This window comes from Streptomyces sp. NK15101 (assembly GCF_020400725.1).
Lineage (GTDB): Bacteria > Actinomycetota > Actinomycetes > Streptomycetales > Streptomycetaceae > Streptomyces.
Genome location: NZ_JAINVG010000015.1, coordinates 14,247 through 37,569, shown reverse-complemented (window position 1 = coordinate 37,569; position 23,323 = coordinate 14,247). Strand labels below are relative to the sequence as shown.

Sequence of the window (23,323 nt, the reverse complement as noted above, 5' to 3'; positions counted from 1 at the left end):
GCCTCAGCGCGGCACCGCCGGGGACGAGGCCCCGCCGGCCAGCCGCCGTGGGGCGCCCGTGCCGTCGGCGGGCACCGACCAGACCGCTCCCCCGTATCCGTACGCGAGGGTGCCGGTGTCCGTCCACAGCGCCTGGTCGTCGATGCCGCGCCGCTCGGCGACGGGGTGCTCGCGCCCGGTGCGCAGCTCGTACACGTACAGCCGCCACGGCTCGCGCGGGCCGTCGGACACCCTCTTCTTGAAGGCGATCCGGGTCCCGTCCGGGGAGAGCGAGGGGCATTCGACGTTCTCCCGCAGGGTCCGGGCGGACCAGTTCCGCATGTCGCCCTCGACGAGCCGGGTGCGGCCGCCCGTCGAGACGGTGGCGTAGAAGCGGTTGTCGTCGGCGGCGAAGCTGACGCCCCAGTAGTTGACGTCGGGGGCGTGGTGACGGCGGCCGTCGAGGGTGAGCGGGATCTGCTCGATGTTCTTCACCAGGTAGCCGGTGCGCAGGTCGAGGATCGAGGTGCGGGTGGAGAAGGCCGAGCGCGCGTACGAGTCGCCGGTGGCGAACATCGTCCAGGCCAGCATGCGCCCCGAGGCGGAGACCCTGGCCCGGCTGGGGATGCCGGGCAGGGCGATGCGGCGGACCTCGCGGAGCCGGCCGTCGAGCACGAGGACGTACGAGCGGGCCGGTACGCCCGGCCGCCGCTGGAGGCAGAGGGCGGTGGAACCGGCCGCGTGGAAGCGGTCGCAGGAGGGTCCGCCCGCCACCCGTCCGCCGGGCGCGGCCGGGTCCACGCGCGCGACGCGTCCGCTCGCGGTGTCCCGGACGTAGAGCGCTCCGGTGCCGCCGTCCAGGGTGAAGCCCGGTTCGGCGGTCCCGCCGGCGGCGGCGCGCCCGGAGGCCGCGCGGAGGGTGTAGGCGGTGGCTCCGCCGCCGAGCAGCAGGAGGGCGAGGACGAGGATCCCCACACGCGCGCGCGTGGAGGCGAGGACGGTCACGGCGTGCTCCCTTCGGCGACGGTCACGGCGTGCTCTCCTCGGCGACGGTCCTGGCGCGCTTCCCTTCGGGAGCCGGCCCGGACGGCAGCAGACGGGCGGCGCAGCCCAGGGCCCCTGCGAGGGCCAGGAGCGCCACCAGGAGGGCCGTCCCCGGTCCGCTCGCCGTCCAGACGGCGCCGAAGGCGACGGCGGCGCCCAGCCGGGCGAGCGCCTGCGCGGTCTGGACGACCGCGAGGCCGCCGGCCTGCCGTCCCTCGGCGAGGAACGGCGCGGTGAGGGCCATCAGGACGCCGTCGGTGGCGGCGTAGAAGACCCCGAGCAGGAGGAGGACGCCCACGAGGGCCGCCGCGCCGGGCACGGGGGCGAGGAGCAGTCCGTAGGCGAGGAGCAGGGCCCCGTGCCCGTACAGGAGGGGCCGGCGGCGTCCGAAGCGGTCGGCGAGGCGGCCCGCCGGGACGGCGAGCAGCAGATAGACGGCGGCCGCGCCGAGCGGCAGGAACGGGAACCAGGTGGCGTCGAGGTCGAGGCGCCGCTGGAGCAGCAGGTAGAGGAAGGAGTCGCCGACGGTGGCGGCGCCCAGGAGGGCGGCGCAGAGCACGATCCGGCGGTACGCGGGTGAGCGCGGGGCCGTGAGGAGTACGCCACGCGCGCGTGGCGCCGCCGGGGCCTTCGCTCGCGTCTCCCGGTCGCCCGGCTGCCGGGCGGGCCCCCGCTGCCGTCCGGGGACGAAGAGCAGCCAGAGCAGCACGCCGAACGCGCCGACGCAGAAGCTGACGGCGAAGACCGTCTCGTAGGCCTCTGCCGTCGCCCACAGCAGGGCGAAGGCGGCGAGGGGTCCGAGGAGGGCGCCGGTGGTGTCCATGGCGCGGTGGGTGCCGAAGGCGCGGCCGAGGTCCTCGGGCGGGCTGTGCAGGGTGATGAGCGCGTCGCGCGGGGCGGTGCGGACGCCCTTGCCGAGCCGGTCGGCGGCGAGGGCGCCGGCGATCCAGCCGGTCGCCCCGCCGGCGAGGAGGAGGCCGAGCCGGGAGCAGGCGGAGAGGGCGTAGCCGAGCCCGGCGACCTGTTTGTGGCGGCCGCCGCGGTCGGCGCCGGCGCCGCCGAGGAGCCGTACGAGCGCGGTGGCGCCGGTGGTGAGGCCGTCGAGGAGGCCGAACTGGAGCGGGGAGAGGCCGAGTCCGAGGACCAGGTAGAGCGGCAGGACGGCGGTCACCATCTCCGAGGAGACGTCGGTGACGAGGCTGACCGTGCCGAGGACGAGGACGGTGCCGGGGACGCGCCGCCGGGCCCCGGTGGGGCGGGGCGGCGCGTCCCGGCGACCGGTGGTCGCGAGGTACATCAGTGGCAGGTGTAGGTCGGTCCGGAGTCCTTGACCTGGTCGTCGGTGCCGACGTACTGCCAGGTGTAGGTGGTGTCGGTGAGGTCCAGCTTCAGGACGCCGTACGTCCCGCTGATCCGCTTCTGGCTGTTCGGCTGGACCGTCTCGATGTCGTAGGGCTCGGCGCCGCCCATGCCGCCGACGATCTCGACGATGCCGTCGGCGGTGGCCCGTCCACTCGGGTCCTGCGGGGCGAAGCGCTCGTAGTGGTGGTCGTGTCCGTTGAGGACGAGGTCGGCCTTGGCCCCGTAGAGGATCTGCCAGACGGGCTTGGAGACGGGGTCGTTGCCGTGGCCGCCGGAGGAGTACAGCGGGTGGTGGAAGTAGGCGGCGACACAGCCCTTGGTGTTCCGCGCGAGGTCGTCCTTGAGCCACTGGATCTGCGCGGCGTCGTCGAAGGTGTTGGAGTCGAGGGCGACGAAGTGCCAGTTGCCCTGGTCGTAACTGTAGTAGGGCTTGCCCTGGGGGTAGGCGATCGCGCCGAAGTACGACTTGTAGCCGGAGAACGCGCCGGCCGGGTCGTAGGACTCGTGGTTGCCGGGCACGGGCCGGGTCTGCGCCTTGAAGACGCCCCAGGTCTTGTCGTAGTAGTTGCGGAAGTCCGAGAGACGGGCGTCGTCGTACTGGTTGTCACCCATCGTCAGGTAGAAGGACGGCGCGATCCGTTGGGCCAGCGCGGCGGTCTTCGGGTGGGCGCAGGAGCTGCTGGAGGCGGTGCACTGGGCGGCGATGTCGCCGGCCGCGACCACGGTGAAGGCACCGGTGGGCGGGGGCGTGGTGCCGGTGGTGCCGTAGACCTCCACCGTGTAGAGCGAGTAGCCGTACGAGGTGCCGCGCGCGGTCCCGTAGACGCGCAGGTAGCGGCCGGTGCCGGTGAGCCCGGTCCAGTCGTCCGTGCCGCCGTTGCCCGCGGTCTCGGTGGCGAGGCGGGTCCAGGTGGTGCCGTCGGCGGAGATCTCGACGCGGTAGGCCTTGGCATAGGCGACCTCCCAGACGAGCTTGACGCGGGAGACGGTGGCAGAGGGGCCGAGGTCGACCTTGATCCATTGCGGGTCGACGCCCTCGGTGCTGGCCCAGCGGGTAGTGGAGATGCCGTCGAAGGCCTTCTCCGGACCGAAGGTGGAGTCCTCGACGGAGGAGGACGTGGCCGGCCTGCCCTGGGAGATCAGGGTGTCGGCGGCGGCTCCGGCCCGGTCCGGGAGGGCGAGCAGGAGTCCGCCGACGAGCAGCAGCACGGCGGTGAGGACGAGGGGCAGTCGGTCGGTGGAGCGGCGTGGTGGGGCGGAGGCGAACGGGCGCATACCTGGGGCTCCCTGGCCTGGGGTCGGCGAGAGCTGGACACCGGTGCGGCGCACCACGGACCGGCCCGGGGTGCGGGCCGGGGCGCCCGTGCCGCGGGGGACGGACACGGGCGACCGGCCGGGTGGCGATTCGGGCGCCACACGGCGGGGTGGTGCTCGGCGGCCGGGTCAGAGCTCTCGCTGAGCGCGTCACGCCCCCTTGGACGGGGCGCCGCGCCAAGCCGCTGCCGGGAGGATAGCGGACAGGAAGGTTTCCTACCAGACTCCCGACTCCCCCTCCCCCGCCCGGACTTCAGGGGTTCGGGAGCCCTCAGAGGCTGATGTGGTACGCCTTGCGCAGGGTCTCGTGCACGGTCCAGGTCGTCCGGTCGCCCTCCCGCAGCACGCACGCGTCGCCGGGGCCGATCTCCAGGGTCTCGCCGCCCTCGACGGCGACGGTCGCCCGCCCGGAGACCACCACGAAGAGCTCGTTGGCCTCGGTGTCGGTGACGACGCCGGGCGTGATCTGCCAGATGCCGCGCAGCTGCTTGCCGTCGGCCGACTCCCACAGCACCTTGCCCGTCACCTCGGGCGTGCCGGAGACGATCTGGCCGGGGTCGAGGGGCTCGGCCTCGAGCTCCGCGTCGGGGATGTGCACGGCGAAGGAAGGCAGCTCATGAGTCGTCATGGGCGGTGACTGTAGCCGGGCCCCGAGGGCCTTTCGAGGCCGGGATCCGCTGGAAGAACGGCCTCCGTTCCGGCTCCCACCAGGGGCGATGCCGAGGACCGTCGACGGCGACGAAATCCGCACCGGCCCTCCGGAGCGGCGTCCCAAGGGTGCCGCGACCGTCGTCGCCGCCCCCGTCCGGCGTCCCGTCACGGATTCCGCAGGTGCCTCTCCGGGTGTGGCGGGAGGTCGCCGACGAGGTTTGCGGGGCCGGTGATCGCGCCAAGGAATCACACATGTCCACACAGGTGTCCGAAGAGGTACGGGAAGCGCTCCACGAGGGCCGGCCCGTCGTCGCGCTGGAATCGACGCTCATCGCCCACGGCCTGCCGCGCCCGCGCAACCTCGCCGTGGCGGCGGAGCTGGAGGAGTCCGTACGGGCCGGGGGCGCCGTCCCCGCCACGATCGCGGTGATCGACGGCACGGCCAGGATCGGCCTCGACCGGGCGGCACTGACCCGCATCGCCGAGGACCCGTCGGTGCGGAAGCTGGGCCACCGCGACCTGGCCCCCGCCCTGGCGACCGGGGTGACGGGGGCGACGACGGTCTCGGCGACGGCCTGGCTGGCGGACGCGGCCGGCATACGGGTGTTCGCGACGGGCGGGCTCGGCGGTGTGCACCGCGAGTGGAGCGAGACGCAGGACGAGTCCGCCGACCTGCGGCTGCTCGCCCGGGTCGGGATCACCGTGGTGTGCGCCGGGGTCAAGTCGATCCTCGACGTGCCCGCGACGCTCCAGCGCCTGGAGACCCTGGGGGTGACGGTCGTCGGCTACGGCACGGACCGCTTCCCCGGCTTCTACCTCTCCTCCTCGGGCGAGCCCGTCGACTGGACCCTCCGCACCCCGGAGGAGGTGGCCGGGGTGATACGCGCGCAGGACGCGCTCGGCGGCCCGCGGGCCGCGCTCGTCGTGGCCAACCCGGTCCCGGTGGCCGAGCAGTTGGACCCCGCGCTGCACGACCGGGTGCTCGCGCAGGGCCTGGCGGCGGCGAAGGAGAAGGGCATCACCGGGCAGGCGGTGACGCCGTTCCTCCTCGAATACCTGATGGTGCACACGGAAGGAGCCTCCCTGGAGGCCAACCTCGCGGCGGTGCGCGGCAATGTGCGGCTCGCCGCGGGCATCGCGGGAGCGTACGCGACGGGGACGGGCCGGGCGGCGGGGACGGGGGCCGGCGGTGCGGCGGCTTCCGGCACGGGCGCCCGTGACACCGGGTCGCACCGCGCCCCGGCGGCCGGCGCCGACGGCCGGTGACCCGGGCCGGAGGCGCGCTGCTCGTCGTCGGGGACGTGGTCACGGACGTCGTCGCCCGGCACCGGACCCCGCTCGCCCCCGCCACGGACACGGCGGCGGAGATCCGGACCCTCCCGGGCGGCGCCGGGGCCAACGCGGCCTGCTGGGCGGTGCGTTCGGGACGGGCCGACGTGCGGCTGCTCGGCCGGGTGGGGACGGACGCGGCCGACTGGCACGAGCGGGCGCTGCGCGGGGCGGGCGTGCGCCCCCTGCTCGTCCGGGACGCGGAGGCGGCGACGGCCACCGTGATCGCGCTCGTCGACGGCTCGTCGGAGCGCACCTTCCTGACGGACAGCGGCGCCGCGCTGCGCCTCTCCCCCGCCGACTGGTCAGCGAGGCTGCTCGACGGCGTGGCCAGGCTGCACCTCTCGGGGTACCTGTTCTTCGCCGCGCCCAGCCGTGAGACGGCCCGCCGGGCGCTGCGGGACGCACGGGACGCCGGGGTTCCGGTGAGCGTGGACCCGGCCTCCGCGGGGTTCCTGGCGGAGCTGGGGGCGGACCGGTTCCTCGCGGCGGCGGAGGGCGCCGAGACGCTGCTGCCCAACGCGGACGAGGCCCGGTCGCTCACCGGGTGCGGCGAACCGGAGGCGGCGGCAGCGGAGTTGAGCCGGCGTTTCCCGCTGGTCGTGGTCACCCTCGGGGCGGCGGGCGCGCTGGTCGCCGAGGACGGCGCGGTCACCGCGCGGGTGGCGGCGCCGCCGGTGCGGCCGGTGGACTCGACGGGCGCGGGCGACGCGTTCACCGGCGCGTTCCTGGCCGCGCGGCTCACGGGCGCGGACCCGGCGCGGGCAGCGGAGGCGGGCTGCCGCGCGGGCGCGGAGGCGGTCACCACCGTGGGCGGCAGACCCCCGGCGGACCCGGCCGTCGGCTGACCGGGCCATGCGCCGGACGGGCGGAAGCCGGACGGACGGAAGCCTGACGGACGGAAGCCGGACGGACGGAAGCCGGACGGGCGAACCCCGGACGAGGCCCAGGAGACGGGCGCCCCGGCCGTCGGTTGACCGGAATTCATGCACCGGACCGCCCGGAGGCGGGTGACCGGGGAGGCGGGTGACCGGGCAGTCGGGTGACCGGGAGGGAGGCGGGTGACCGGGGGCGGACGGCCCGGAAGCCCGGCGCTACGTCCGCAGCCCCGTCCAGGCCGGGTGGCGCGGGTCGTCGGCGCGCACGACGGCGTCCGCGACCTCGGCGGGGCCGACCTCCATCTCGTACCGGGCGAAGGCGGGCAGGGTCCAGGACTCCTCCGTGCGCCGGGCGAGGGCGCCGGGCGAGAGGCGCAGGTGCACGGTGAGGTCGAAGGGGAACCAGTGGCCGAGCAGGAAGGTCCCGTGCAGCACGAGCACCCCGCGCGGCGGCAGCGTGACGTACGGGCTGCGGGTCGCGCGGTCCGTGACCGGGTCCCACAGGTCGGGCAGCACGCGCCCGGTGCCGCCGGGGTCCAGCGGCCCGAAGCCCTCCCGCCACAGGGCCCCGGTGTCGGTCCACCCGCTGTAGTACGCGTCGGGGTCCTGCTTCCCGTACTCGTACCGGAGGGAAGCGGGTCTCAGGAAGCCGCCGGTGCTCACGACCTGGACCGCTCGCCCCCGCGTGCGCAGCGCCTCGGCGAGGAGCCCGGCGAGTTCGGCCCCAGGCGCGGCGGGCGGGCCGTCGATGCCCACCTTGAGCCAGTCGTCGCCCGCCGCGGCGGCGGACGCGTCGAGGTGGCCGGCGAGCGTCTCCGCCAGCCGGTCCCAGGTGATCGCCTCGTATCGCATGCCCCCATCCTGCCTGCCGCACCCGCCTCTGACGTGTACCGGCCGACGTCTTCGGCCGTACGGTGACGTGGCCGCGCGACCGCACGGCAGCCACGGAGGAGAGGACTGGTTCCCCATGAGCCGGCGTCAGGAAGCCCTGCCCTACGAGACCGCGGAGGCGACCACGCCCTTCGGCCTCGGGCTGCACCACGTGCAGCTCTCCCTGCCGCCGGGCGAGGAGGAGGTGTGCCGCCGGTTCTACGTGGACGTGCTGGGCATGACCGAGATCCAGAAGCCGCCGGTCCTCGCGGCGCGCGGCGGTCTGTGGGTGCGCTCGGACGCGCTGGAGATCCATCTGGGCGTCGAGGAGGACTTCCGGCCGGCCCGCAAGGGGCACCCGGGCATCCTGGTCGCCGACCTCGACGGCCTGGCCGAGCGGCTGACCGGTCTGGGCGTCGAGGTGACGTGGGACGACGACTTCCCGGGCCACCGCCGCTTCTACGTCGCCGACTGCCACGGGAACCGGCTGGAGTTCCTCCGCCCCGAGCGCTGAGCCGGGCTTGACCTTGTCACTGGCGTCAGGGTTCGACCATCGGATCCATGGACACCACCACACCCACCAGGGTCGTCGTCGTCACCGGTGCGGGCACCGGCATCGGCCGGGCCACCGCGCGCTCGTTCGCCGCACAGGGGGCGACTGTCGTCGCCGTCGGCCGCCGGGCGGAGCCGCTGCGGGAGACCGCCGAGGGGCACCCGGGCATCCACCCGCTCGCCGCCGACATCACGGCGGAGGGCGCGGCCGAGGAGATCGTCCGCGCCGCGCTGACGGACCACGGCCGGCTCGACGTCCTCGTCAACAACGCCGGGATCGCCGCCGGCGGCCCCCTCGGCACCCTCGACCGCTCCGTGATCGCCCCGCTCCTGGAGACGAACCTCGTCGCCCCGGTCCTGCTCACCCAGGCGGCCGTCCCCGCGCTCCGGGAGTCCCGGGGGGTCGTGGTGAACGTGACGACGACGGTCGGCCAGCGCGGCTGGCCCGGCAACTCCGTCTATCCGGCGACCAAGAGCGCCCTGGAGACCCTGACCCGCTGCTGGGCGGTGGAGCTCGCGCCGGCCGGCGTCCGGGTCGTGGCGGTCGCGCCCGGTGCGATCGAGACCCCGATCGCGGACCACATGGGCCTCACCCCCGGGCAGCGCAAGGCGGTGCGGGCCTGGCAGCTCGCGCACACCCCGCTGGGGCGGATCGGACGGCCGGAGGAGGTCGCCTGGGCGATCACGGCGCTCGCCGCCCCGGACGCCGCCTTCCTGACCGGCACCGTCCTGCCCGTCGACGGGGGCGCGCTGGTCTCGTGATACGACTGTGCGAGGAGGTGGCGTCCTTGCGCATCGGTGAACTGGCCCGGCGGACCGGGGCGTCGGCCCGCGCGCTGCGGCACTACGAGCGGGCGGGGCTGATCACGTCGGTCCGCGCGGCCAACGGGTACCGGGTGTACGAGGAGATCGCCGTCGCGCGGGTGTCGAACATCCGGTACCTGCTGGAGGCGGGGTTCACGCTGGACGACGTCTCGGCGTTCCGCACCTGCCTGGACGGGGACGTCTCGGCGGTCCCGCCGTCCGCCCGCGCCCTGGAGATCGCCCGCGAGCGCCTCGCCGTGATCGACGCGCGCATCGCGGCGCAGACCGCGGCCCGCGACCGCCTGGCGAAGGCCCTGGCCGCACAGTCCTGAGCGGGGCCCGCCCCCACAGTCCTGCGGCAAGCCCCTGGCGCGCAGTCCTGCGGCAAGACCGTGGCACGCAGTCCTGACGCAGGACCCTGCCCCCGTCCTGAGGCAAGACCCTGGCCGCGCGGTCCTCGCGCGAGCCCTGGCGCGCAGCCCGGCCTCAGGTCTGCGCGGCTTCCGCCGCGGAGACCGACATCGCGGCCGGCGCGGGCCGTTCCAGTGCGGCGCGGCCCGATCCGAGCGCCTCGTTCAGCGTCAGTTCCCCCGCGGCGAGGGCCCTGCAGGTCGCCGTGTCGGTCCGCAGCCGGGCATCGGGGACGTCCACCCCTCCGTCCCCGTAGGCCACGCCGCCGTCGGCTCCGAGCCGTACGTGGAACTCGCCCTCGTCGAGGGTCACCTGGACGACCCCCGTGCCGAGTTCCGCCAGCGCGCCGAGGAGCGGGATCGCGTACCAGTGGGCGCGGACGGCGTCGGTGGGCCGCGGCTCCCCGAGTTCGGGCGCGCCCCAGGCGGCGAGGGTGCGCAGGACGGGCAGCAGGTCACGTCCGCGCGGGGTGAGCTCGTACACGTACGCCGAGGCGGGCGGGGGCAGTCGGCGCCGGGTGACGAGTTCGGCGCCCTCCATGTCCTTGAGGCGGCCGGCGAGCATGTCGGTGCTGACGCCGGGCAGGTCGGCGTGGAGATCGGTGTAGCGGCGCGGTCCGGCGAGGAGTTCGCGGACGACGAGCAGGGTCCAGCGGTCGCCGACGAGGTCGAGGGCGCGCGCGGCGGCGCAGTGCTGGTCGTAGCTGCGGCGGCGTGGCTGACGTGGCATGCGACGCAGTCTAGACATGTTGTTGGACTTTCCAAGCTCGAACTTGGTAAAACCAAGCAACAACACTTCTGGGGAGGTCGGCGCATGGAGTTCCGGCAGTCGAGCAAGCTGAGCGAGGTCTGCTACGAGATCCGCGGCCCGGTCATCGAGCAGGCCAACGCCCTGGAGGAGGCGGGCCACAGCGTCCTGCGCCTCAACACCGGCAACCCCGCGCTCTTCGGCTTCGAGGCGCCCGAGGAGATCGTCCAGGACATGATCCGGATGCTCCCCAAGGCCCATGGCTACACCGACTCCCGCGGCATCCTGTCCGCCCGCCGCGCCGTCGTGCAGCGCTGCCAGTCGATGGGTCTGACCGAGGTCGACGTCGACGACGTCTACCTCGGCAACGGCGTCTCGGAGCTCATCTCGATGGCCACCCAGGCCCTTCTGGAGGACGGCGACGAGGTCCTGATCCCGGCCCCCGACTACCCCCTGTGGACGGCCGTCACGACCCTCGCGGGCGGCAAGCCCGTGCACTACCTCTGCGACGAGTCGGCCGACTGGTACCCGGACCTCGACGACATGGCGTCGAAGATCACCGACCGGACCCGGGCCGTCGTCGTCATCAACCCCAACAACCCCACCGGCGCGGTCTATCCGAAGGAGGTCCTGGAGGGCATCCTCGACCTCGCCCGCCGCCACGGCCTCATGGTCCTCGCCGACGAGATCTACGACCAGATCGTCTACGACGAGGCCGTCCACCACCCGATCGCCGCCCTCGCCCCCGACCTGGTCGTCCTCACCTTCGGCGGCCTCTCCAAGACCTACCGGGTCGCCGGCTTCCGCTCCGGCTGGCTGGTCGTCACCGGCCCGAAGCAGCACGCCAGGAACTACCTGGAGGGCCTCACCATGCTGGCCTCCATGCGGCTCTGCCCCAACGCCCCCGCCCAGTACGCCATCCAGGCCGCGCTCGGCGGCCGACAGTCGATCCACGAACTGTGCGCCCCGGGCGGCCGGCTGCGCGAACAGCGCGACCGGGCCTGGGAGAAGCTCAACGAGATCCCGGGCGTCTCCTGCGTGAAGCCGAAGGGCGCGCTGTACGCCTTCCCGCGCCTCGACCCCGCCGTGCACAAGATCCACGACGACGAGAAGTTCGTCCTCGACCTGCTGCTGCGGGAGAAGATCCAGGTCGTGCAGGGCACCGGCTTCAACTGGCCGCGTCCGGACCACTTCCGCATCCTGACCCTGCCGTACGCCGACGACCTCGACGCCGCAGTCAGCCGCATCGGCCGATTCCTGAGCGGCTACCGGCAGTGACGCCGGACCCCTCGTGCTGTCATGATCTACGGGTCTGAAGGCCGAGGGAGCACGGGAGGGCGGCCGGTCATGGATGCGGCGTCGACAGCCGTGGCGGGAACCCTGCTGGGCGTGGTCTTCACGCACTGGTTCCAGGCGCGGGCCACCGAGCGCACGGCCGCGCTCGCCCGCACCGAGCAGCTCCGGCAGGAGCGGATCGAGGCCGACCGCGCCCGCCGCTCCGAGCGGGCCGAGGAGGCGCTCTCCCTGTTCATCGCCGTCGCCGCGCCCGGCGTCCGCTGAGCGGGGACCGGCCGTGGACCTCGTCGCGCCCGTCGTCGTCGAGCCGCTCCGGCGCCGCCGCTGTTCGGAATGCCACCGGGGGCCGCTGGACCGGATGATCGTCGAGTTCAACGCGCCGGTCTGTCTGGACTGCGCCGACCTCGGCCATCTGGTCTTCCTGCGCCGGGGCGACACCGCGCTCACCCGCCGCGCCCGGGAGGCCAGCACGCTCTGGGCCGTGGTCGTACGGCACAACCGGCGCCGCACGCGGTACGAGCGGCAGGGCCTGCTCGTCGAGGAGGCCGCGCTCGCCGAGGCGGAACGGGCCTGCCTGGCGGACGCCGAGGCGCGGGCCGCGCGCCGGGCCCGGGACGCGGTGCGGCGCGCGGCCGCCGACGCCGAGATCACCGCGGCGCTCCTGGCGGAGATCCTGCGGCTCTTCCCCTCCTGCCCGGCGGACCGGGCCACGGAGATCGCCGTCCACGCCTCGGCGAAGGGCAGCGGACGGGTGGGGCGCACGGCCGCGGGCCGCTCGCTCGACCGCGGCGCGGTCACCGCCGCGGTACGAGCTTCCGTACGGCATGTCGACACGCCGTACGACTCCCTGCTGATGCAAGGGGTTCCCCGGCACCAGGCCCGGACGAGGGTCGCGCCCGCCATCGAGGCGGTGCTCCGGGTCTGGCGCCAGGGCGGCGGGACCACGAGCGGCCGGGAACGCGGCTGACGGCTCGGGCGTCAGCCCGCGTCGGCCGGGCCGCGAGGAGCCGGTCCTCAGGCCTGGTCGCCGGCGCGGCGCCCACGGCGGTACAGCAGGGCGCCGCCGAGGAGCAGCGCGGCGCTCACGGAGCCGGCGTAGCCCATGGCGTCCGAGCCCGTGGCGGCCAGCGAGGACGTGCTCGTCTCGCCCTGTGCCTGCGGCGCGGGGGCAGGGGCGGGGGGCACGGTCTCGGCCCGCGGCCCCGGCACGTGCCGCACGGGGGTCTGCGGGCGCGGCGTCGGCGTCTCGATCGGCTGCTGGGGCTTGGCCGGGCCGTTCACCGCGGTGTTGCCGAAGACCGGGTTGGCGATGCCGACCACGTTGACCGAGTTGCCGCTGACGTTCACGGGGAGGTCGACGGGCAGCTGGATGCCGTTCCCGGAGAGCACGCCGGGGGAGCCCTGGGCGTGGGTCTCGGCGGTGGACCCGCCGCCGTTGGAGGAACCGCCGCCGTGGGAGCCGCTCTGGGAACCGCCGGCCTGCTCGCCGCCGCGCGGGGTGCCGGGCACGTCCTTGTGGGAGCCGCCGCCGTTCTCGTCCCCGTACCCCCCGGCCTCGCGCTCCGTGGAGTGGTTGGCGCAGCTGTTGCCGAAGGCCGGGTTGAGCAGCCCCACGACGTTGACGGTGTTGCCGCAGGCGTTGACCGGCACGTGCACCGGCAGCTGGACCGTGTTGCCGGAACCGACTCCCGGCGAACCGACCGCAGCGCCCTCGGCGCCGGCGTCGGCGTGCGCGGCGCCCGCCGAGAGGGCGAGCGCTCCGCCCGTGACCAACAGTGTGGCCAGACCACTTCGGCGAATCTGCCTCATGGCTTCCTGCCTTCCGGAGGTGTGCACGGGCAAGTGCCCGTACCGGAATCAACGCGACAAACACGCGGGCCGGATCCGGCCGTTGACGGGTTTCACTCCATCGAGTGGGAATCCGTTCGAGTGTCGGGTCAACACCCGTCGACGTCCGCCACGCCGGTCGACGCCCGTCAGTGCCCCAGGAGGTCGGTGAGGGCGCCCACCGGGTCCGGATCGGGGGCGCCGCGCGGCCACCAGTCCTCACGGCCGGCGTCCGACTCGTATCCGTACCAGAGGCCGTCCCGGCCGAGCCGGAGCTGGAGGGACTCCGTGGAGAGCCGGTTGCGCCAGGGGCGGAAGGCGGGGAAGTCGGCGGCGAGCAGCGCGGGTCTGGCCCGGTCGAACGGACCGGCCGGCGGATCCCAGGGCTCCTCGAGGACGGCGAGGCCCGCCGCGCCGCCCTGGCGCCAGGCGGCGACGGCGCGGGCGAGGTCCGTGGGGGTGCGGTCGAGGGCGCCCGCCAGGTCCCGGTAGAGCGCGCGCGACGAGGCGGTGAGGCCGGAGCCGGGGTGCGCGGCGGCCAGCCGGACCGCGTCCTGCCAGGGGGTGAGCGCTGCCACCGGATCGTGGCCGGTGGCGAGGAAGACGTGGGCGCGGGCGGCGGCCTCGGTGGCGAGGAGCTCCAGGGAGAGCGGATCGGGGGCGTCCGGGTCCGGCGGGAAGACGGCCGGGCGGCCGGGCCGGTCCGGGACCGGCAGCTCGGGCGGCAGCGGCGGGAGCCCGGCCCCGGTGGCCGAGGCGAGCGCGGTGCGGGCGGGGACCGTGGGCATCGACGGGGCGGCGGCGCCCGTCTCCGCGGCGCCCCGGGCGGCGTTGCGCCGGGTGAGCTCGGCGAGGAGCTCCTGCTCCCCGCGGCCGCGCATCAGGAAGAGGACGAACGGGTCCTCGTCGAGGAGACGGGCCGCCTGGTAGCAGAGGGCGGCGGCGTGCTTGCAGGGGTAACCGTCGTCCGGGCAGGAGCAGTCGGGGACGAGGTCGCCCGGCGCGGGCAGCAGTCCGGTGACCACCTCCAGGGCGTGCGGCACGTCCTTGTCGAGGAGGGCCGCGATGTGGTCGGGGCGGGCGGCGGCCTCGTCGAGGAACCGCTCCCAGCCGTCGTCGCCGAGGGTCCGCATCCTGATCTCGGTGCGGTACGGGCGGGGCCGGGTGCCGTGGACGTAGGCGACGACCCGGCCGGGGGTGACCGTGATCGCGTCGACGTGGCCGCGCCCCGCGTACGCCTTGCCGCGCGCGAGCCGGGCCGGGTCGAGGGCGGTGTCCTCCAGGGCGGCCACCCAGGCGTTCCCCCACCAGGTGGCGGCGAACCGGCCGTCGGGGGCCGAGCGCGGCGCGACCTGCGGGAAGCTGCGGCGGCGGTCGTCGTGGCGGGGGACGGCGCCCCGAGCGCCCCGCGCGCCCTTGGCGTGGTTCACGAGGGCCTCCTCAGGGAGACCAGGTCGGCGAGCTCCCGGTCGGTGAGTTCGGTGAGTGCGGCCTCGCCGGAGCCGAGGACGGCGTCGGCCAGGGCCCGTTTGGCGCGGAGCATCTCGGCGATGCGGTCCTCGACGGTGCCCTCGGCGACGAGCCGGTGGACCTGCACCGGTTGGGTCTGCCCGATGCGGTAGGCCCGGTCGGTGGCCTGCTCCTCGACGGCCGGGTTCCACCAGCGGTCGTAGTGCACCACATGGCCGGCCCGGGTGAGGTTGAGGCCGGTGCCCGCGGCCTTCAGGGAGAGCAGGAAGACGGGGACCTCGCCGGCCTGGAAGCGGTCGACCATCCGCTCCCGCTCGGCCACCGGGGTGCCGCCGTGCAGGAGTTGGGCGGGAATGCCCCGCGCGGCCAGGTGGTCGGCGAGGAGCCGTGCCATCGACACGTACTGGGTGAAGACGAGCACGGACCCGTCCTCCGCGAGGATCGTGTCGAGGAGTTCGTCGAGCAGGGCGAGCTTCCCGGAGCGACCGGCGAGCCGGGCCGTGCCGCCGCCGCGCGGGGCCTGTTCCTTGAGGTACTGCGCGGGATGGTTGCAGATCTGCTTGAGGGAGGTCAGCAGGCTCATGACGAGACCCCGGCGGGCCATGCCCTCGGCGCCCTCGATCCGCGCCATGGTCTCGCGGACGACCGCCTCGTAGAGCGAGGCCTGCTCCCGGGTGAGGGCGACGGGATGGTCGGACTCCGTCTTCGGCGGGAGTTCGGGGACGATCCCCGGGTCGGACTTGCGGCGGCGCAGCAGGAAGGGCCGCACGAGCCGGGCGAGCCGCTCGACGGCCTCCTCGTGCTCGATCTCCTCGTGGTTCTCCACGGCCCGGGCGTGGCGGGAGCGGAAGGCCTTGAGCGGGCCGAGGAGGCCGGGGGTGGTCCAGTCGAGGAGCGCCCAGAGTTCGGAGAGGTTGTTCTCCACGGGGGTGCCGGTGAGGGCGACCCTGGCGGGGGCGGGGATCTCGCGCAGCGCCTTGGCGGTCGCCGAGAAGGGGTTCTTGACGTGCTGCGCCTCGTCGGCGACGACCATCCCCCACTCCCGCTCGGCCAGTCGGGCGGCGCTGGTGCGCAGGGTGCCGTAGGTGGTGAGGACGAAGCCGCCCTCGGTGCCGTCGAGGTCCCGGTCCGTGCCGTGGAAGCGCCGGACGGGCACGTCGGGGGCGAACTTCCGCACCTCCCGCTGCCAGTTGCCGAGGAGGGAGGCCGGGCAGACGACCAGGGTGGGGGCGCGGCGGGCGCGGCGCAGGTGGAGGGCGATGAGGGTGACGGTCTTGCCGAGTCCCATGTCGTCGGCGAGGCAGCCGCCGAGACCGAGGGAGGTCATCAGGTCCAGCCAGGCGAGCCCGCGGAGCTGGTAGTCGCGCAGGGTGGCGGTGAGGCCGGGCGGAGCCTGCACGTCCTCGGGACCCGCCAGGAGCCGGTCCCGGAGCGCGGCGAGGGCTCCGACGGGGACGGCGGGGACGGACTCGCCGTCCACCTCGGCGGTGCCGGTGAGCGCGGCGGCGAGGGCGTCGACCGGTTCGAGCAGGCCGAGTTCGCGCTTGCGGGCCTTGCGGACGAGGGCGGGGTCGACGACGACCCACTGGTCGCGGAGGCGCACGATGGGCCGGTGGGCCTCGGCCAGGAGGTCCATCTCGCGCTCGGTGAGCGGATCGCCGTCGAGCGCCAGCTGCCAGTTGAACCGCAGGAGCTCCTCGCTGTCGAAGAAGGAGGTGCCGTCGGTGGCCGAGCCGGGCGCGGCGTGCGCGGGGCGGACGACGGCGGAGGCGCTGAGCGAGCGGGCGAGTTCCCGCGGCCAGTGGAGGGCGACCCCGGCGTCGGCGAGGCGCGCGGCGGCTGGACCGAGCAGTTCGTACAACTCGCCCTCGGTGACGGCGAGGACGTCGGGCACGTCCCGCTCCAGGAGCCGGGAGAGCGGGAACCAGACGCGGGCGGCCCGCCGCAGGGCGAGGACGGCGTCGATCCGGGCGCGGGGCCCGAAGTGCTCGCCGTCCCCCGCCCACAGGTCCACGGCGTCGATGACGAGGGTGGGATCGGCGAGGCTGTGGATCTGGAGGAGCGCGGCGGCGGCGTGGCGCTCCCCGCCGTCTCCGTCCCCGGCCGTGCCGGCGGTGTCCGTGCTGTCGAAGAGTTCGTACGGCGACAGGTCCAGGCGGAGCGAGACCCGCACTCCCGCGTCCATCCCGGCCGCCGCCTCGGCGGCCCAGGCACGCGCGCGGGGCAGGTGCTGCGGGACTCGCGCCGCGAACGGCGCGCCGACCGCGTGGGCGGCGGCCGGGGTCCGGGGCAGGATGTCGGCGACCGCGTCGAGGAAGGCGCGGACGAGGGCCTCGGGCTCGGGCAGCCGCAGCGGACCGCGCCCCGGCACCGGCACCGCGTACCCCTCGTACGGCAGGGCGGCGGCGACGGCCCGCAGATGGGCGATGTCCTCGGCGTCCAGCGGTCCGGCCCGCCAGGCGTCCAGGTCGTCGGCGGTCAGGCCGGGCAGCAGCCGTCCGCGCGCGGCCAGGTGCAGGGCGTGGAGGGCGGCGGCGCCCCAGCCGGCGGTGGCGGGGTGCGCGGCCGGGTGGTGGCGGGCCGCGACGAGGTGGGGCAGCGCGGCCTCGACGGGCAGGGTCACGGCGGGCACGGAGCGGCCCCGGGCACCGCTGCCGTGCCGCCGGGCCACGGTCAGCTCGACCCGCTCCGCCCCGCTCACCGCCGGGTCCGGCGGCGCGCCGCCGTCGGGGGCCCAGAAGGCGACCCGGCCGTCACGGGGAAGGGCGGCCGGCAGGAAGACGGCGGCGCTGGTCATCCAGGTGTGTGCCACGGCTGCGCTCCCCTCCCTGGTGTGACGTCCTTCGGCTGCCGGAGCCCGTAGACGGGGGTCCGACTGGATCTCCGACCTTACGGGTGGGGTCTGACAACGACCGCGACGAGGGGTTCCCCCGGGTGGCCCAACAGCGGGTGACAGCGGGCCGCACAGGCGTCATCGTGGCCTGGACGTCCGAGGCCGTGACGTCCGCACGACACGACAGAAGAGGATCCGCCATGTCCGTTCGCCGGCGTCTCACGACCGCCACCGGGGCCGTGCTGCTCACTCTCGCCGTCGCCGGCTGCTCGGGCCTCGGCCGCAGCGCCGTGGGCACGATCACGTACGAGACGGAGCGCGACCTGGTGGTGACCGTGACCAGTCCGTCGGTTAAGGGCTGCCACCGCCTGGCGCCCTCGGGCGTGACCAAGGTCGAGAACAACTCCCTGAACGACATCGTGATGTACCGGACCCGCGACTGCCAGGGAGGGAACTCCATCTACGTGCCCAGCAACAGCGGGGACAAGATCGCCCCGGACACCCTGCCCTGGCGCAGCTACAGCGTCGTCCACTAGCCGGGGCGGCCGCCGGGCCGGCGTTCCGTTTCCCCCGCCCGGGGTACATGCTGGAAGTGACCTCGGGACTCCGAGGGGAGATGCGACCGTCATGCGAACGGGGAACGAACCGGCCACCGCGCGCAGTGCCCTGCGCCTGCGGTTCTGGCTGAGCGTGTGGGGGCTGCTGTGGGCGGCCTTCGGCACGACCGTGTTCTCCCTGGTGGGCCGCCCGGGCTGGGCGGCGGCCTGCGGGGCGCTGTTCCTGGTCGTCGTGGTCGACCTGGCGGTGGTGCTGCGCCGTCTCCACCAGGGCGCCCACTGGCAACCGGGCCGGAGCGTCCCGCCGTACGAGCCGGATCGCGGCGGCACCGGGCGCTGACCTCCCGCCCGCCTCGGTTCCGCGTGCTCAGTTCCGCGTGTCGAAGCCCGCCGCCTGGAGGTACTCCGGCTTCGGGTCGAGGGCGGCGGCGAGGCGGAAGTGCCGCGTGGCCTGGGCGGTCTGCCCGGAGCGCTCGAAGGTGCGGGCCAGCGCGAAGTGGGCGAAGGCGTTGTCCGGCTCGCGCTCCAGGACCAGCTCGAACTCCAGCTGCGCCGGCCGGAGCTGGGCGGCGGCGAAGAACGCCCGGGCGCGCAGCAGGCGCGCGGCCGTGTTCTCGGGGTGGGCGGCGATGACCGAGTCCAGCAGCTTCACGGCCCCACGGGGGTCCCGCGCGGCCAGCAGGTGCTCGGCGGCGCGGAAGTCGATGACGTGCGTTTCCGGGTTCCTGTCGGCCACGATGGAATCCTTCCCCTCGATCCGGTGGTTGAACACCGGACCCCGGGACCGCATTCCACCGGAAGATCCCCCAGGAACCCGCTTCCGGACCGTACCGGGCTCGCGGGACCCGGCCGTGATCCCGCCGGACAGGCCCTAGTCGTCGGTGGCCTTGGCGCGGCGCTCCAGCTCGTCCCAGACCTTCCGCACCTGGGGCTCGAGGGCGTCGAGCGGTCCGTCGTTGTCGATCACGAGGTCCGCGACGGCCAGTCGCTGCGCGCGCGTGGCCTGGGCCGCCATCCGGGCCTCGGCCTCGGCAGCGGCCATGCCGCGGAGCCGCACCAGCCGGTCGAGCTGGGTCTCCGGGGACGCGTCCACGACCACGACCAGGTCGTACAGCGGCGCGAGCCCGTTCTCGGTGAGCAGGGGCACGTCGTGGACGACGACGTCCCCGGCGCCCGCGCGGCTCTCCAGCTCCGCGGACCGGGCCCCGACCAGCGGGTGCACGATGGCGTTGAGGGCGGCCAGGCGGTCCGCGTCGGAGAACACGATGGAGCCGAGCCTGGGCCGGTCCAGCGTCCCCTCCTCGGTGAGGACGTCGTCGCCGAAGGCCGCGACGACGGCCGCGAGCCCCGGGGTACCGGGCTCGACGACCTCGCGCGCGATCCGGTCCGCGTCGATCAGTACGGCTCCGTACGAGACGAGCAGCCGCGACACTTCGCTCTTGCCGGCGCCGATCCCGCCGGTCAGGCCCACCTTCAGCATGAGCGGCAGCTTAGGGCCTGCCCCGACGGGGCTAGGAGTCGCCCTCCCGCTCCGCGAGGAAGCGCTCGAACTCGCGGCCCAGTTCGTCGGCCGACGGCAGGTCGACCGGCTCGGCGACGAGGCTGCCGCGCGTCTCGGCACCGGCCGCCGCGTCGTACTGGTGCTCAAGGCCCTGGACGAGCGCGACCAGCTCATCGTCGCCCTCGCCGATCTGGCGGTCGATCTCGGTCTGGGTGCGGCGGGCCTCGGTCCGCAGGGAGTGGGCGACGCCCGGCAGGACGAGGCCGGTGGCGGCGGTGACGGCCTCCAGGGCGGTCAGGGCCGCGTCCGGGTACGGGGACCGGGCCACGTAGTGCGGGACGTGGGCGGCGACGCCGAGGGTGTCGTGGCCGGCTTCGGTGAGCCGGTACTCGACGAGGGCCTCGGCGCTGCCGGGGACCTGCGCCTCGTCGAAGGGGCTGCGATGGCCCGGCATGAGGTCGGTGCGGCTGCCGTGTGGCGTGAGGCCGACCGGGCGGGTGTGCGGCACGCCCATGGGGATGCCGTGGAAGTTGACGGAGAGGCGCACCCCGAGGCGCTCGACGATCTGCCGGACGGCGGCGGCGAAGCGCTCCCACTCCACGTCCGGCTCCGGTCCGGAGAGGACGAGGAAGGGTGCGCCGGTGGCGTCCTGCACGAGGCGGACCTCGATGGACGGCGTCTCGTACGCGGTCCAGCGGTCGCGCCGGAAGGTCAGCAGGGGGCGGCGGGCCCGGTAGTCCACGAGTCGGTCGTGGTCGAAGCGGGCCACCAGCTGGTGCGGAAGGGTGTCGAGCAGGCCGTCGATGATCTGCTCACCGGTCTCGCCCGCGTCGATGTAGCCGTCGAAGTGGTACAGCATGACCAGTCCGGCCGACTCCTGCGCCAGGGCCAGGTCGACGACGGCCACGCCCTTCGGGTCCCATTCGTACAAATCCTGGGGATCAAGCACGATTACCGCTCCTCCTCGTGTTCTCTCTGGAAACGCCGTGCGCTGCGGCGCCATTCCCGGGACGCGCGATCTTCCGGGGGAATCGGCGGGTCCGGCGACCCGGTTCGGAGAAACGACCGAGGCCCGCTCCCCCGAAGGGGAACGGGCCTCGGTTTCGCTAGCGGCTAGCGCTCAGCGGAGAGCCTGTTCAGCTCTGGCCGCCGGCCAGCTTCTCGCGCAGGGCGGCGAGCGCCTCGTCCGACGCCAGGGCGCCGGAGTTGTCGTCCGACTCCGAGGAGTACGAACCACCCGAGATGCCCGCACCGGCGTTGCCGGCGGCCGGGGCGGCAGCGCCCTCGGCAGCGGCGGCCTCGTCGGCCTCGCGGGACTTGATGACCTGAGCCTGGTGCTGCTCGAAGCGAGCCTGCGCCTCGGCGTACTGGGTCTCCCAGGCCTCGCGCTGAGCCTCGTAGCCCTCGAGCCAGTCGTTGGTCTCGGGGTCGAAGCCCTCGGGGTAGATGTAGTTGCCCTGGTCGTCGTAGGACGCGGCCATGCCGTACAGGGTCGGGTCGAACTCGACCGAGGCCGGGTCGGCACCGAAGGACTCGTTGGCCTGCTTCAGCGAGAGGCTGATGCGACGACGCTCGAGGTCGATGTCGATGACCTTGACGAAGATCTCGTCGTTGACCTGGACGACCTGCTCCGGGATCTCCACGTGGCGCTCGGCCAGCTCGGAGATGTGGACCAGACCCTCGATGCCCTCGTCCACGCGGACGAACGCACCGAACGGAACCAGCTTGGTGACCTTACCCGGGACGACCTGGCCGATCTGGTGGGTCCGGGCGAACTGCTGCCACGGGTCCTCCTGCGTCGCCTTCAGCGACAGGGAGACGCGCTCGCGGTCCATGTCCACGTCGAGAACCTCGACGGTGACCTCCTGGCCGACCTCGACGACCTCGGACGGGTGGTCGATGTGCTTCCAGGACAGCTCGGAGACGTGCACGAGACCGTCGACGCCACCCAGGTCCACGAAGGCACCGAAGTTGACGATCGAGGACACGACGCCGGAGCGGACCTGACCCTTCTGGAGGGTCGTGAGGAAGGTCTGGCGGACCTCGGACTGGGTCTGCTCCAGCCAGGCGCGGCGGGACAGGACCACGTTGTTGCGGTTCTTGTCCAGCTCGATGATCTTCGCCTCGAGCTCCTTGCCCACGTAGGGCTGGAGGTCGCGGACACGACGCATCTCGACCAGGGAGGCCGGGAGGAAGCCGCGGAGGCCGATGTCGAGGATGAGACCACCCTTGACGACCTCGATGACGGTACCGGTGACGATGCCGTCCTCTTCCTTGATCTTCTCGATGGTGCCCCAGGCGCGCTCGTACTGGGCGCGCTTCTTCGAGAGGATCAGGCGGCCTTCCTTGTCCTCCTTCTGGAGAACCAGGGCCTCGATCTCGTCGCCGACCTTGACGACCTCGTTCGGGTCGACGTCGTGCTTGATCGAGAGCTCGCGGCTCGGGATGACACCTTCGGTCTTGTAACCGATGTCGAGCAGGACCTCGTCCCGGTCGACCTTCACGATGACGCCGTCGACGATGTCGCCGTCGTTGAAGTACTTGATCGTCTCGTCGATCGCGGCGAGGAAGGCTTCCTCGTTACCGATGTCGTTGACCGCAACCTGCGGGGTGGTGGCGGTGGTCTCGGTGCTGCTCGTCATGTGGGAAAGGGCTCCGGTTACGGACAGAAAGTCGTAGGTACTGCTACGCCGAGAGCCCGTATCGCACCAAGAAGCCGGACAGCCAATGAAGCGCCCTTCCGCGAACGGGAGGGAACCTCGAAAACCGAGGGGACATACAACAGGTGCGAGCACGGCCTGCTCCGTCTGAGGCGCGCAGGCCCGCAGCGCAACCTTTAGCATACGGGGGCGGCCGGACAGGGTCAATGCGCGAAGCGCGCACCCGAGGCAGATCCGCTCAATTCCGGCACCACTCATGCCTCTTGCGCCACCACGGCGGGGTCCGCCGCACGGTTGTACTGAGCGCAAACTACATCGGCGGGCGAGATGAACCAAGAGTACGGACAGGAAGACGCGGTCGACGGGGAGGCCGACGAGGCCGAGGCGACCCGGCGTGACGCGGGGGACGCGGAGAGCAGCCGGGCGAGCCGCGGCTGGTGGGACCGGAACGCCGACGAGTACCAGAGCGAGCACGGCTCCTTCCTGGGCGACGACCGGTTCGTATGGGGCCCCGAGGGGCTCGACGAGGCCGAGGCCGGGCTCCTCGGGCCCGCCGCCTCCCTGAAGGGCCTCGACGTCCTGGAGATCGGCGCGGGCGCGGCGCAGTGCTCGCGGTGGCTGGCGGCCCAGGGCGCGCGGCCGGTGGCCCTCGACCTCTCGCACCGGCAGCTCCAGCACGCGCTGCGGATCGGCGGGGAGGTGCCGCTGGTGGAGGCGGACGCGGGGGCGCTGCCCTTCCGGGACGGCTCCTTCGACCTGGCGTGCTCGGCGTACGGCGCGGTGCCGTTCGTCGCCGATCCGGTACGGGTCTTCCGCGAGGTGCGCCGGGTGCTGCGGCCGGGCGGCCGCTGGGTGTTCTCGGTGACGCACCCGATCCGCTGGGCGTTCCCGGACGAGCCGGGGCCGGAGGGCCTGTCGGTCGCCGCCTCGTACTTCGACCGCACGCCGTACGTCGAGCAGGACGAGCAGGGCCGGGCCGTGTACGTGGAGCACCACCGGACCGTCGGGGACCGGGTGCGGGACGTGGTGGCCGGCGGCTTCCGGCTCGTGGACCTGGTCGAGCCGGAGTGGCCGGCCTGGAACAGCCAGGAGTGGGGCGGCTGGTCCCCGCTGAGGGGGAACCTGATCCCGGGTACGGCGATCTTCGTCTGCGAGCGGGACGGCTAGCTCCCGCACGGTCGGCCGCATCACGGTCGGTCGCATCACGGTCGGCCGCCCCTCCGCGACGAGTCCCGCCG

General features: G+C 74.1%; 24 protein-coding genes. 11 read left to right on the top strand and 13 right to left on the bottom strand.

Annotated features, from left to right (window positions below):
• Positions 1 to 3: 3 nt before the first annotated feature.
• The 4 genes from K7G60_RS11290 to K7G60_RS11275 form a co-directional block, all read right to left on the bottom strand.
• Complete coding sequence (locus tag K7G60_RS11290) at positions 4 to 984, bottom strand: hypothetical protein (RefSeq protein WP_225800703.1); 981 nt, start codon at positions 982 to 984, stop codon at positions 4 to 6.
• Positions 985 to 1,006: 22 nt separating this feature from the next.
• On the bottom strand, positions 1,007 to 2,320 hold the full coding sequence (locus K7G60_RS11285) for an MFS transporter (protein ID WP_225800702.1): 1,314 nt from the start codon (positions 2,318 to 2,320) through the stop codon (positions 1,007 to 1,009).
• The gene (locus tag K7G60_RS11280; protein ID WP_225800701.1) at positions 2,320 to 3,660 is read right to left on the bottom strand and encodes a discoidin domain-containing protein; all 1,341 of its coding nucleotides are present in this window, start codon (positions 3,658 to 3,660) and stop codon (positions 2,320 to 2,322) included. Before K7G60_RS11280 ends, K7G60_RS11285 begins: the two co-directional genes overlap by 1 nt.
• 310 nt (positions 3,661 to 3,970) lie before the next feature.
• Positions 3,971 to 4,327: a cupin domain-containing protein gene (locus tag K7G60_RS11275; RefSeq protein ID WP_225800700.1), complete on the bottom strand. Its 357-nt coding sequence runs from the start codon at positions 4,325 to 4,327 to the stop codon at positions 3,971 to 3,973.
• Positions 4,328 to 4,602: 275 nt separating this feature from the next.
• Here K7G60_RS11275 and K7G60_RS11270 point away from each other — a divergent pair, with 275 nt between their 5' ends.
• Both K7G60_RS11270 and K7G60_RS11265 read left to right on the top strand, forming a co-directional pair.
• Positions 4,603 to 5,616 (top strand): pseudouridine-5'-phosphate glycosidase, encoded by a 1,014-nt coding sequence (locus K7G60_RS11270; protein ID WP_225800699.1) that lies wholly within the window; start codon positions 4,603 to 4,605, stop codon positions 5,614 to 5,616.
• A complete protein-coding gene (locus tag K7G60_RS11265; RefSeq protein WP_225800698.1) occupies positions 5,613 to 6,527 on the top strand; it encodes a carbohydrate kinase family protein in 915 nt (304 codons plus the stop codon). Before K7G60_RS11270 ends, K7G60_RS11265 begins: the two co-directional genes overlap by 4 nt.
• Before the next feature lie 246 nt (positions 6,528 to 6,773).
• Here K7G60_RS11265 and K7G60_RS11260 read toward each other — a convergent pair whose 3' ends face one another.
• A complete protein-coding gene (locus tag K7G60_RS11260) occupies positions 6,774 to 7,409 on the bottom strand; it encodes a uridine kinase (RefSeq protein ID WP_225800697.1) in 636 nt (211 codons plus the stop codon).
• Positions 7,410 to 7,524: 115 nt separating this feature from the next.
• Between K7G60_RS11260 and K7G60_RS11255 the strand changes: the two genes are divergently transcribed.
• From K7G60_RS11255 to K7G60_RS11245, 3 genes are read left to right on the top strand one after another with little or no spacing between them, the layout of a single operon-like run.
• Positions 7,525 to 7,941 carry a VOC family protein gene (locus tag K7G60_RS11255; protein WP_225800696.1) on the top strand — a complete coding sequence of 139 codons (417 nt, stop codon included), beginning with the start codon at positions 7,525 to 7,527 and terminating at the stop codon, positions 7,939 to 7,941.
• A gap of 47 nt (positions 7,942 to 7,988) precedes the next feature.
• Positions 7,989 to 8,741: an SDR family NAD(P)-dependent oxidoreductase gene (locus tag K7G60_RS11250; RefSeq protein ID WP_225800695.1), complete on the top strand. Its 753-nt coding sequence runs from the start codon at positions 7,989 to 7,991 to the stop codon at positions 8,739 to 8,741.
• A gap of 26 nt (positions 8,742 to 8,767) precedes the next feature.
• Positions 8,768 to 9,115 (top strand): MerR family transcriptional regulator, encoded by a 348-nt coding sequence (locus tag K7G60_RS11245; protein WP_225800694.1) that lies wholly within the window; start codon positions 8,768 to 8,770, stop codon positions 9,113 to 9,115.
• Positions 9,116 to 9,269: 154 nt separating this feature from the next.
• Here K7G60_RS11245 and K7G60_RS11240 read toward each other — a convergent pair whose 3' ends face one another.
• The gene (locus tag K7G60_RS11240) at positions 9,270 to 9,923 is read right to left on the bottom strand and encodes a helix-turn-helix domain-containing protein (RefSeq protein ID WP_225800693.1); all 654 of its coding nucleotides are present in this window, start codon (positions 9,921 to 9,923) and stop codon (positions 9,270 to 9,272) included.
• A gap of 84 nt (positions 9,924 to 10,007) precedes the next feature.
• On the opposite strand from K7G60_RS11240, the gene K7G60_RS11235 reads away from it, so the two are divergent.
• The 3 genes from K7G60_RS11235 (at position 10,008) to K7G60_RS11225 (ending at position 12,204) form a co-directional block, all read left to right on the top strand.
• Positions 10,008 to 11,219 carry a pyridoxal phosphate-dependent aminotransferase gene (locus tag K7G60_RS11235; RefSeq protein WP_225800692.1) on the top strand — a complete coding sequence of 404 codons (1,212 nt, stop codon included), beginning with the start codon at positions 10,008 to 10,010 and terminating at the stop codon, positions 11,217 to 11,219.
• Between the two features lie 69 nt (positions 11,220 to 11,288).
• Positions 11,289 to 11,501 (top strand): hypothetical protein, encoded by a 213-nt coding sequence (locus K7G60_RS11230; protein ID WP_225800691.1) that lies wholly within the window; start codon positions 11,289 to 11,291, stop codon positions 11,499 to 11,501.
• 13 nt (positions 11,502 to 11,514) lie between these two features.
• Positions 11,515 to 12,204 carry a DUF2293 domain-containing protein gene (locus K7G60_RS11225; protein WP_225800690.1) on the top strand — a complete coding sequence of 230 codons (690 nt, stop codon included), beginning with the start codon at positions 11,515 to 11,517 and terminating at the stop codon, positions 12,202 to 12,204.
• Between the two features lie 47 nt (positions 12,205 to 12,251).
• Here the strand turns inward: K7G60_RS11225 and K7G60_RS39145 are convergent, their stop codons facing one another.
• From K7G60_RS39145 to K7G60_RS11210, 3 genes are all read right to left on the bottom strand, one after another.
• The gene (locus K7G60_RS39145) at positions 12,252 to 13,046 is read right to left on the bottom strand and encodes a chaplin (protein ID WP_225800689.1); all 795 of its coding nucleotides are present in this window, start codon (positions 13,044 to 13,046) and stop codon (positions 12,252 to 12,254) included.
• Positions 13,047 to 13,213: 167 nt separating this feature from the next.
• Positions 13,214 to 14,494: an SWIM zinc finger family protein gene (locus K7G60_RS11215; protein WP_225800688.1), complete on the bottom strand. Its 1,281-nt coding sequence runs from the start codon at positions 14,492 to 14,494 to the stop codon at positions 13,214 to 13,216.
• Positions 14,491 to 17,331, bottom strand: a complete 2,841-nt coding sequence (locus tag K7G60_RS11210; RefSeq protein WP_225800761.1) for a DEAD/DEAH box helicase — start codon at positions 17,329 to 17,331, stop codon at positions 14,491 to 14,493. Before K7G60_RS11210 ends, K7G60_RS11215 begins: the two co-directional genes overlap by 4 nt.
• Before the next feature lie 236 nt (positions 17,332 to 17,567).
• On the opposite strand from K7G60_RS11210, the gene K7G60_RS11205 reads away from it, so the two are divergent.
• Together K7G60_RS11205 and K7G60_RS11200 are read left to right on the top strand one after the other, a co-directional pair.
• Positions 17,568 to 17,903, top strand: a complete 336-nt coding sequence (locus K7G60_RS11205) for a hypothetical protein (protein WP_225800687.1) — start codon at positions 17,568 to 17,570, stop codon at positions 17,901 to 17,903.
• A 91-nt stretch (positions 17,904 to 17,994) separates the two neighbouring features.
• Positions 17,995 to 18,264, top strand: coding sequence for a DUF6343 family protein (locus K7G60_RS11200; RefSeq protein WP_225800686.1), 270 nt, complete (start codon positions 17,995 to 17,997; stop codon positions 18,262 to 18,264).
• 27 nt (positions 18,265 to 18,291) lie between these two features.
• Here the strand turns inward: K7G60_RS11200 and K7G60_RS11195 are convergent, their stop codons facing one another.
• The 4 genes from K7G60_RS11195 to rpsA form a co-directional block, all read right to left on the bottom strand.
• Positions 18,292 to 18,660: a tetratricopeptide repeat protein gene (locus tag K7G60_RS11195; protein ID WP_190157040.1), complete on the bottom strand. Its 369-nt coding sequence runs from the start codon at positions 18,658 to 18,660 to the stop codon at positions 18,292 to 18,294.
• 135 nt (positions 18,661 to 18,795) lie between these two features.
• Positions 18,796 to 19,404, bottom strand: a complete 609-nt coding sequence (gene coaE, locus K7G60_RS11190; protein WP_225800685.1) for a dephospho-CoA kinase — start codon at positions 19,402 to 19,404, stop codon at positions 18,796 to 18,798.
• Between the two features lie 31 nt (positions 19,405 to 19,435).
• Positions 19,436 to 20,374 (bottom strand): PAC2 family protein, encoded by a 939-nt coding sequence (locus tag K7G60_RS11185; RefSeq protein WP_225800684.1) that lies wholly within the window; start codon positions 20,372 to 20,374, stop codon positions 19,436 to 19,438.
• A gap of 187 nt (positions 20,375 to 20,561) precedes the next feature.
• A complete protein-coding gene (gene rpsA / locus K7G60_RS11180; protein ID WP_030692649.1) occupies positions 20,562 to 22,067 on the bottom strand; it encodes a 30S ribosomal protein S1 in 1,506 nt (501 codons plus the stop codon).
• A gap of 345 nt (positions 22,068 to 22,412) precedes the next feature.
• On the opposite strand from rpsA, the gene K7G60_RS11175 reads away from it, so the two are divergent.
• Positions 22,413 to 23,252 carry a class I SAM-dependent methyltransferase gene (locus K7G60_RS11175; protein ID WP_225800683.1) on the top strand — a complete coding sequence of 280 codons (840 nt, stop codon included), beginning with the start codon at positions 22,413 to 22,415 and terminating at the stop codon, positions 23,250 to 23,252.
• The last annotated feature ends 71 nt before the right edge of the window (positions 23,253 to 23,323 follow it).

Bases quoted from the DNA above. Each gene is read 5' to 3' on its own strand.
- K7G60_RS11270 (WP_225800699.1), top strand. From the start codon at position 4,603: ATGTCCACACAGGTGTCCGAAGAGGTACGGGAAGCGCTCCACGAGGGC.
- K7G60_RS11175 (WP_225800683.1), top strand. From the start codon at position 22,413: ATGAACCAAGAGTACGGACAGGAAGACGCGGTCGACGGGGAGGCCGAC.
- K7G60_RS11260 (WP_225800697.1), bottom strand. From the start codon at position 7,409: ATGCGATACGAGGCGATCACCTGGGACCGGCTGGCGGAGACGCTCGCC.
- K7G60_RS11200 (WP_225800686.1), top strand. From the start codon at position 17,995: ATGCGAACGGGGAACGAACCGGCCACCGCGCGCAGTGCCCTGCGCCTG.
- K7G60_RS11275 (WP_225800700.1), bottom strand. From the start codon at position 4,327: ATGACGACTCATGAGCTGCCTTCCTTCGCCGTGCACATCCCCGACGCG.
- rpsA (WP_030692649.1), bottom strand. From the start codon at position 22,067: ATGACGAGCAGCACCGAGACCACCGCCACCACCCCGCAGGTTGCGGTC.
- K7G60_RS11235 (WP_225800692.1), top strand. From the start codon at position 10,008: ATGGAGTTCCGGCAGTCGAGCAAGCTGAGCGAGGTCTGCTACGAGATC.
- K7G60_RS11230 (WP_225800691.1), top strand. From the start codon at position 11,289: ATGGATGCGGCGTCGACAGCCGTGGCGGGAACCCTGCTGGGCGTGGTC.
- K7G60_RS11280 (WP_225800701.1), bottom strand. From the start codon at position 3,660: ATGCGCCCGTTCGCCTCCGCCCCACCACGCCGCTCCACCGACCGACTG.
- K7G60_RS11285 (WP_225800702.1), bottom strand. From the start codon at position 2,320: ATGTACCTCGCGACCACCGGTCGCCGGGACGCGCCGCCCCGCCCCACC.
- K7G60_RS11255 (WP_225800696.1), top strand. From the start codon at position 7,525: ATGAGCCGGCGTCAGGAAGCCCTGCCCTACGAGACCGCGGAGGCGACC.
- K7G60_RS39145 (WP_225800689.1), bottom strand. From the start codon at position 13,046: ATGAGGCAGATTCGCCGAAGTGGTCTGGCCACACTGTTGGTCACGGGC.
- coaE (WP_225800685.1), bottom strand. From the start codon at position 19,404: ATGCTGAAGGTGGGCCTGACCGGCGGGATCGGCGCCGGCAAGAGCGAA.
- K7G60_RS11250 (WP_225800695.1), top strand. From the start codon at position 7,989: ATGGACACCACCACACCCACCAGGGTCGTCGTCGTCACCGGTGCGGGC.
- K7G60_RS11205 (WP_225800687.1), top strand. From the start codon at position 17,568: ATGTCCGTTCGCCGGCGTCTCACGACCGCCACCGGGGCCGTGCTGCTC.
- K7G60_RS11210 (WP_225800761.1), bottom strand. From the start codon at position 17,331: ATGACCAGCGCCGCCGTCTTCCTGCCGGCCGCCCTTCCCCGTGACGGC.
- K7G60_RS11240 (WP_225800693.1), bottom strand. From the start codon at position 9,923: ATGCCACGTCAGCCACGCCGCCGCAGCTACGACCAGCACTGCGCCGCC.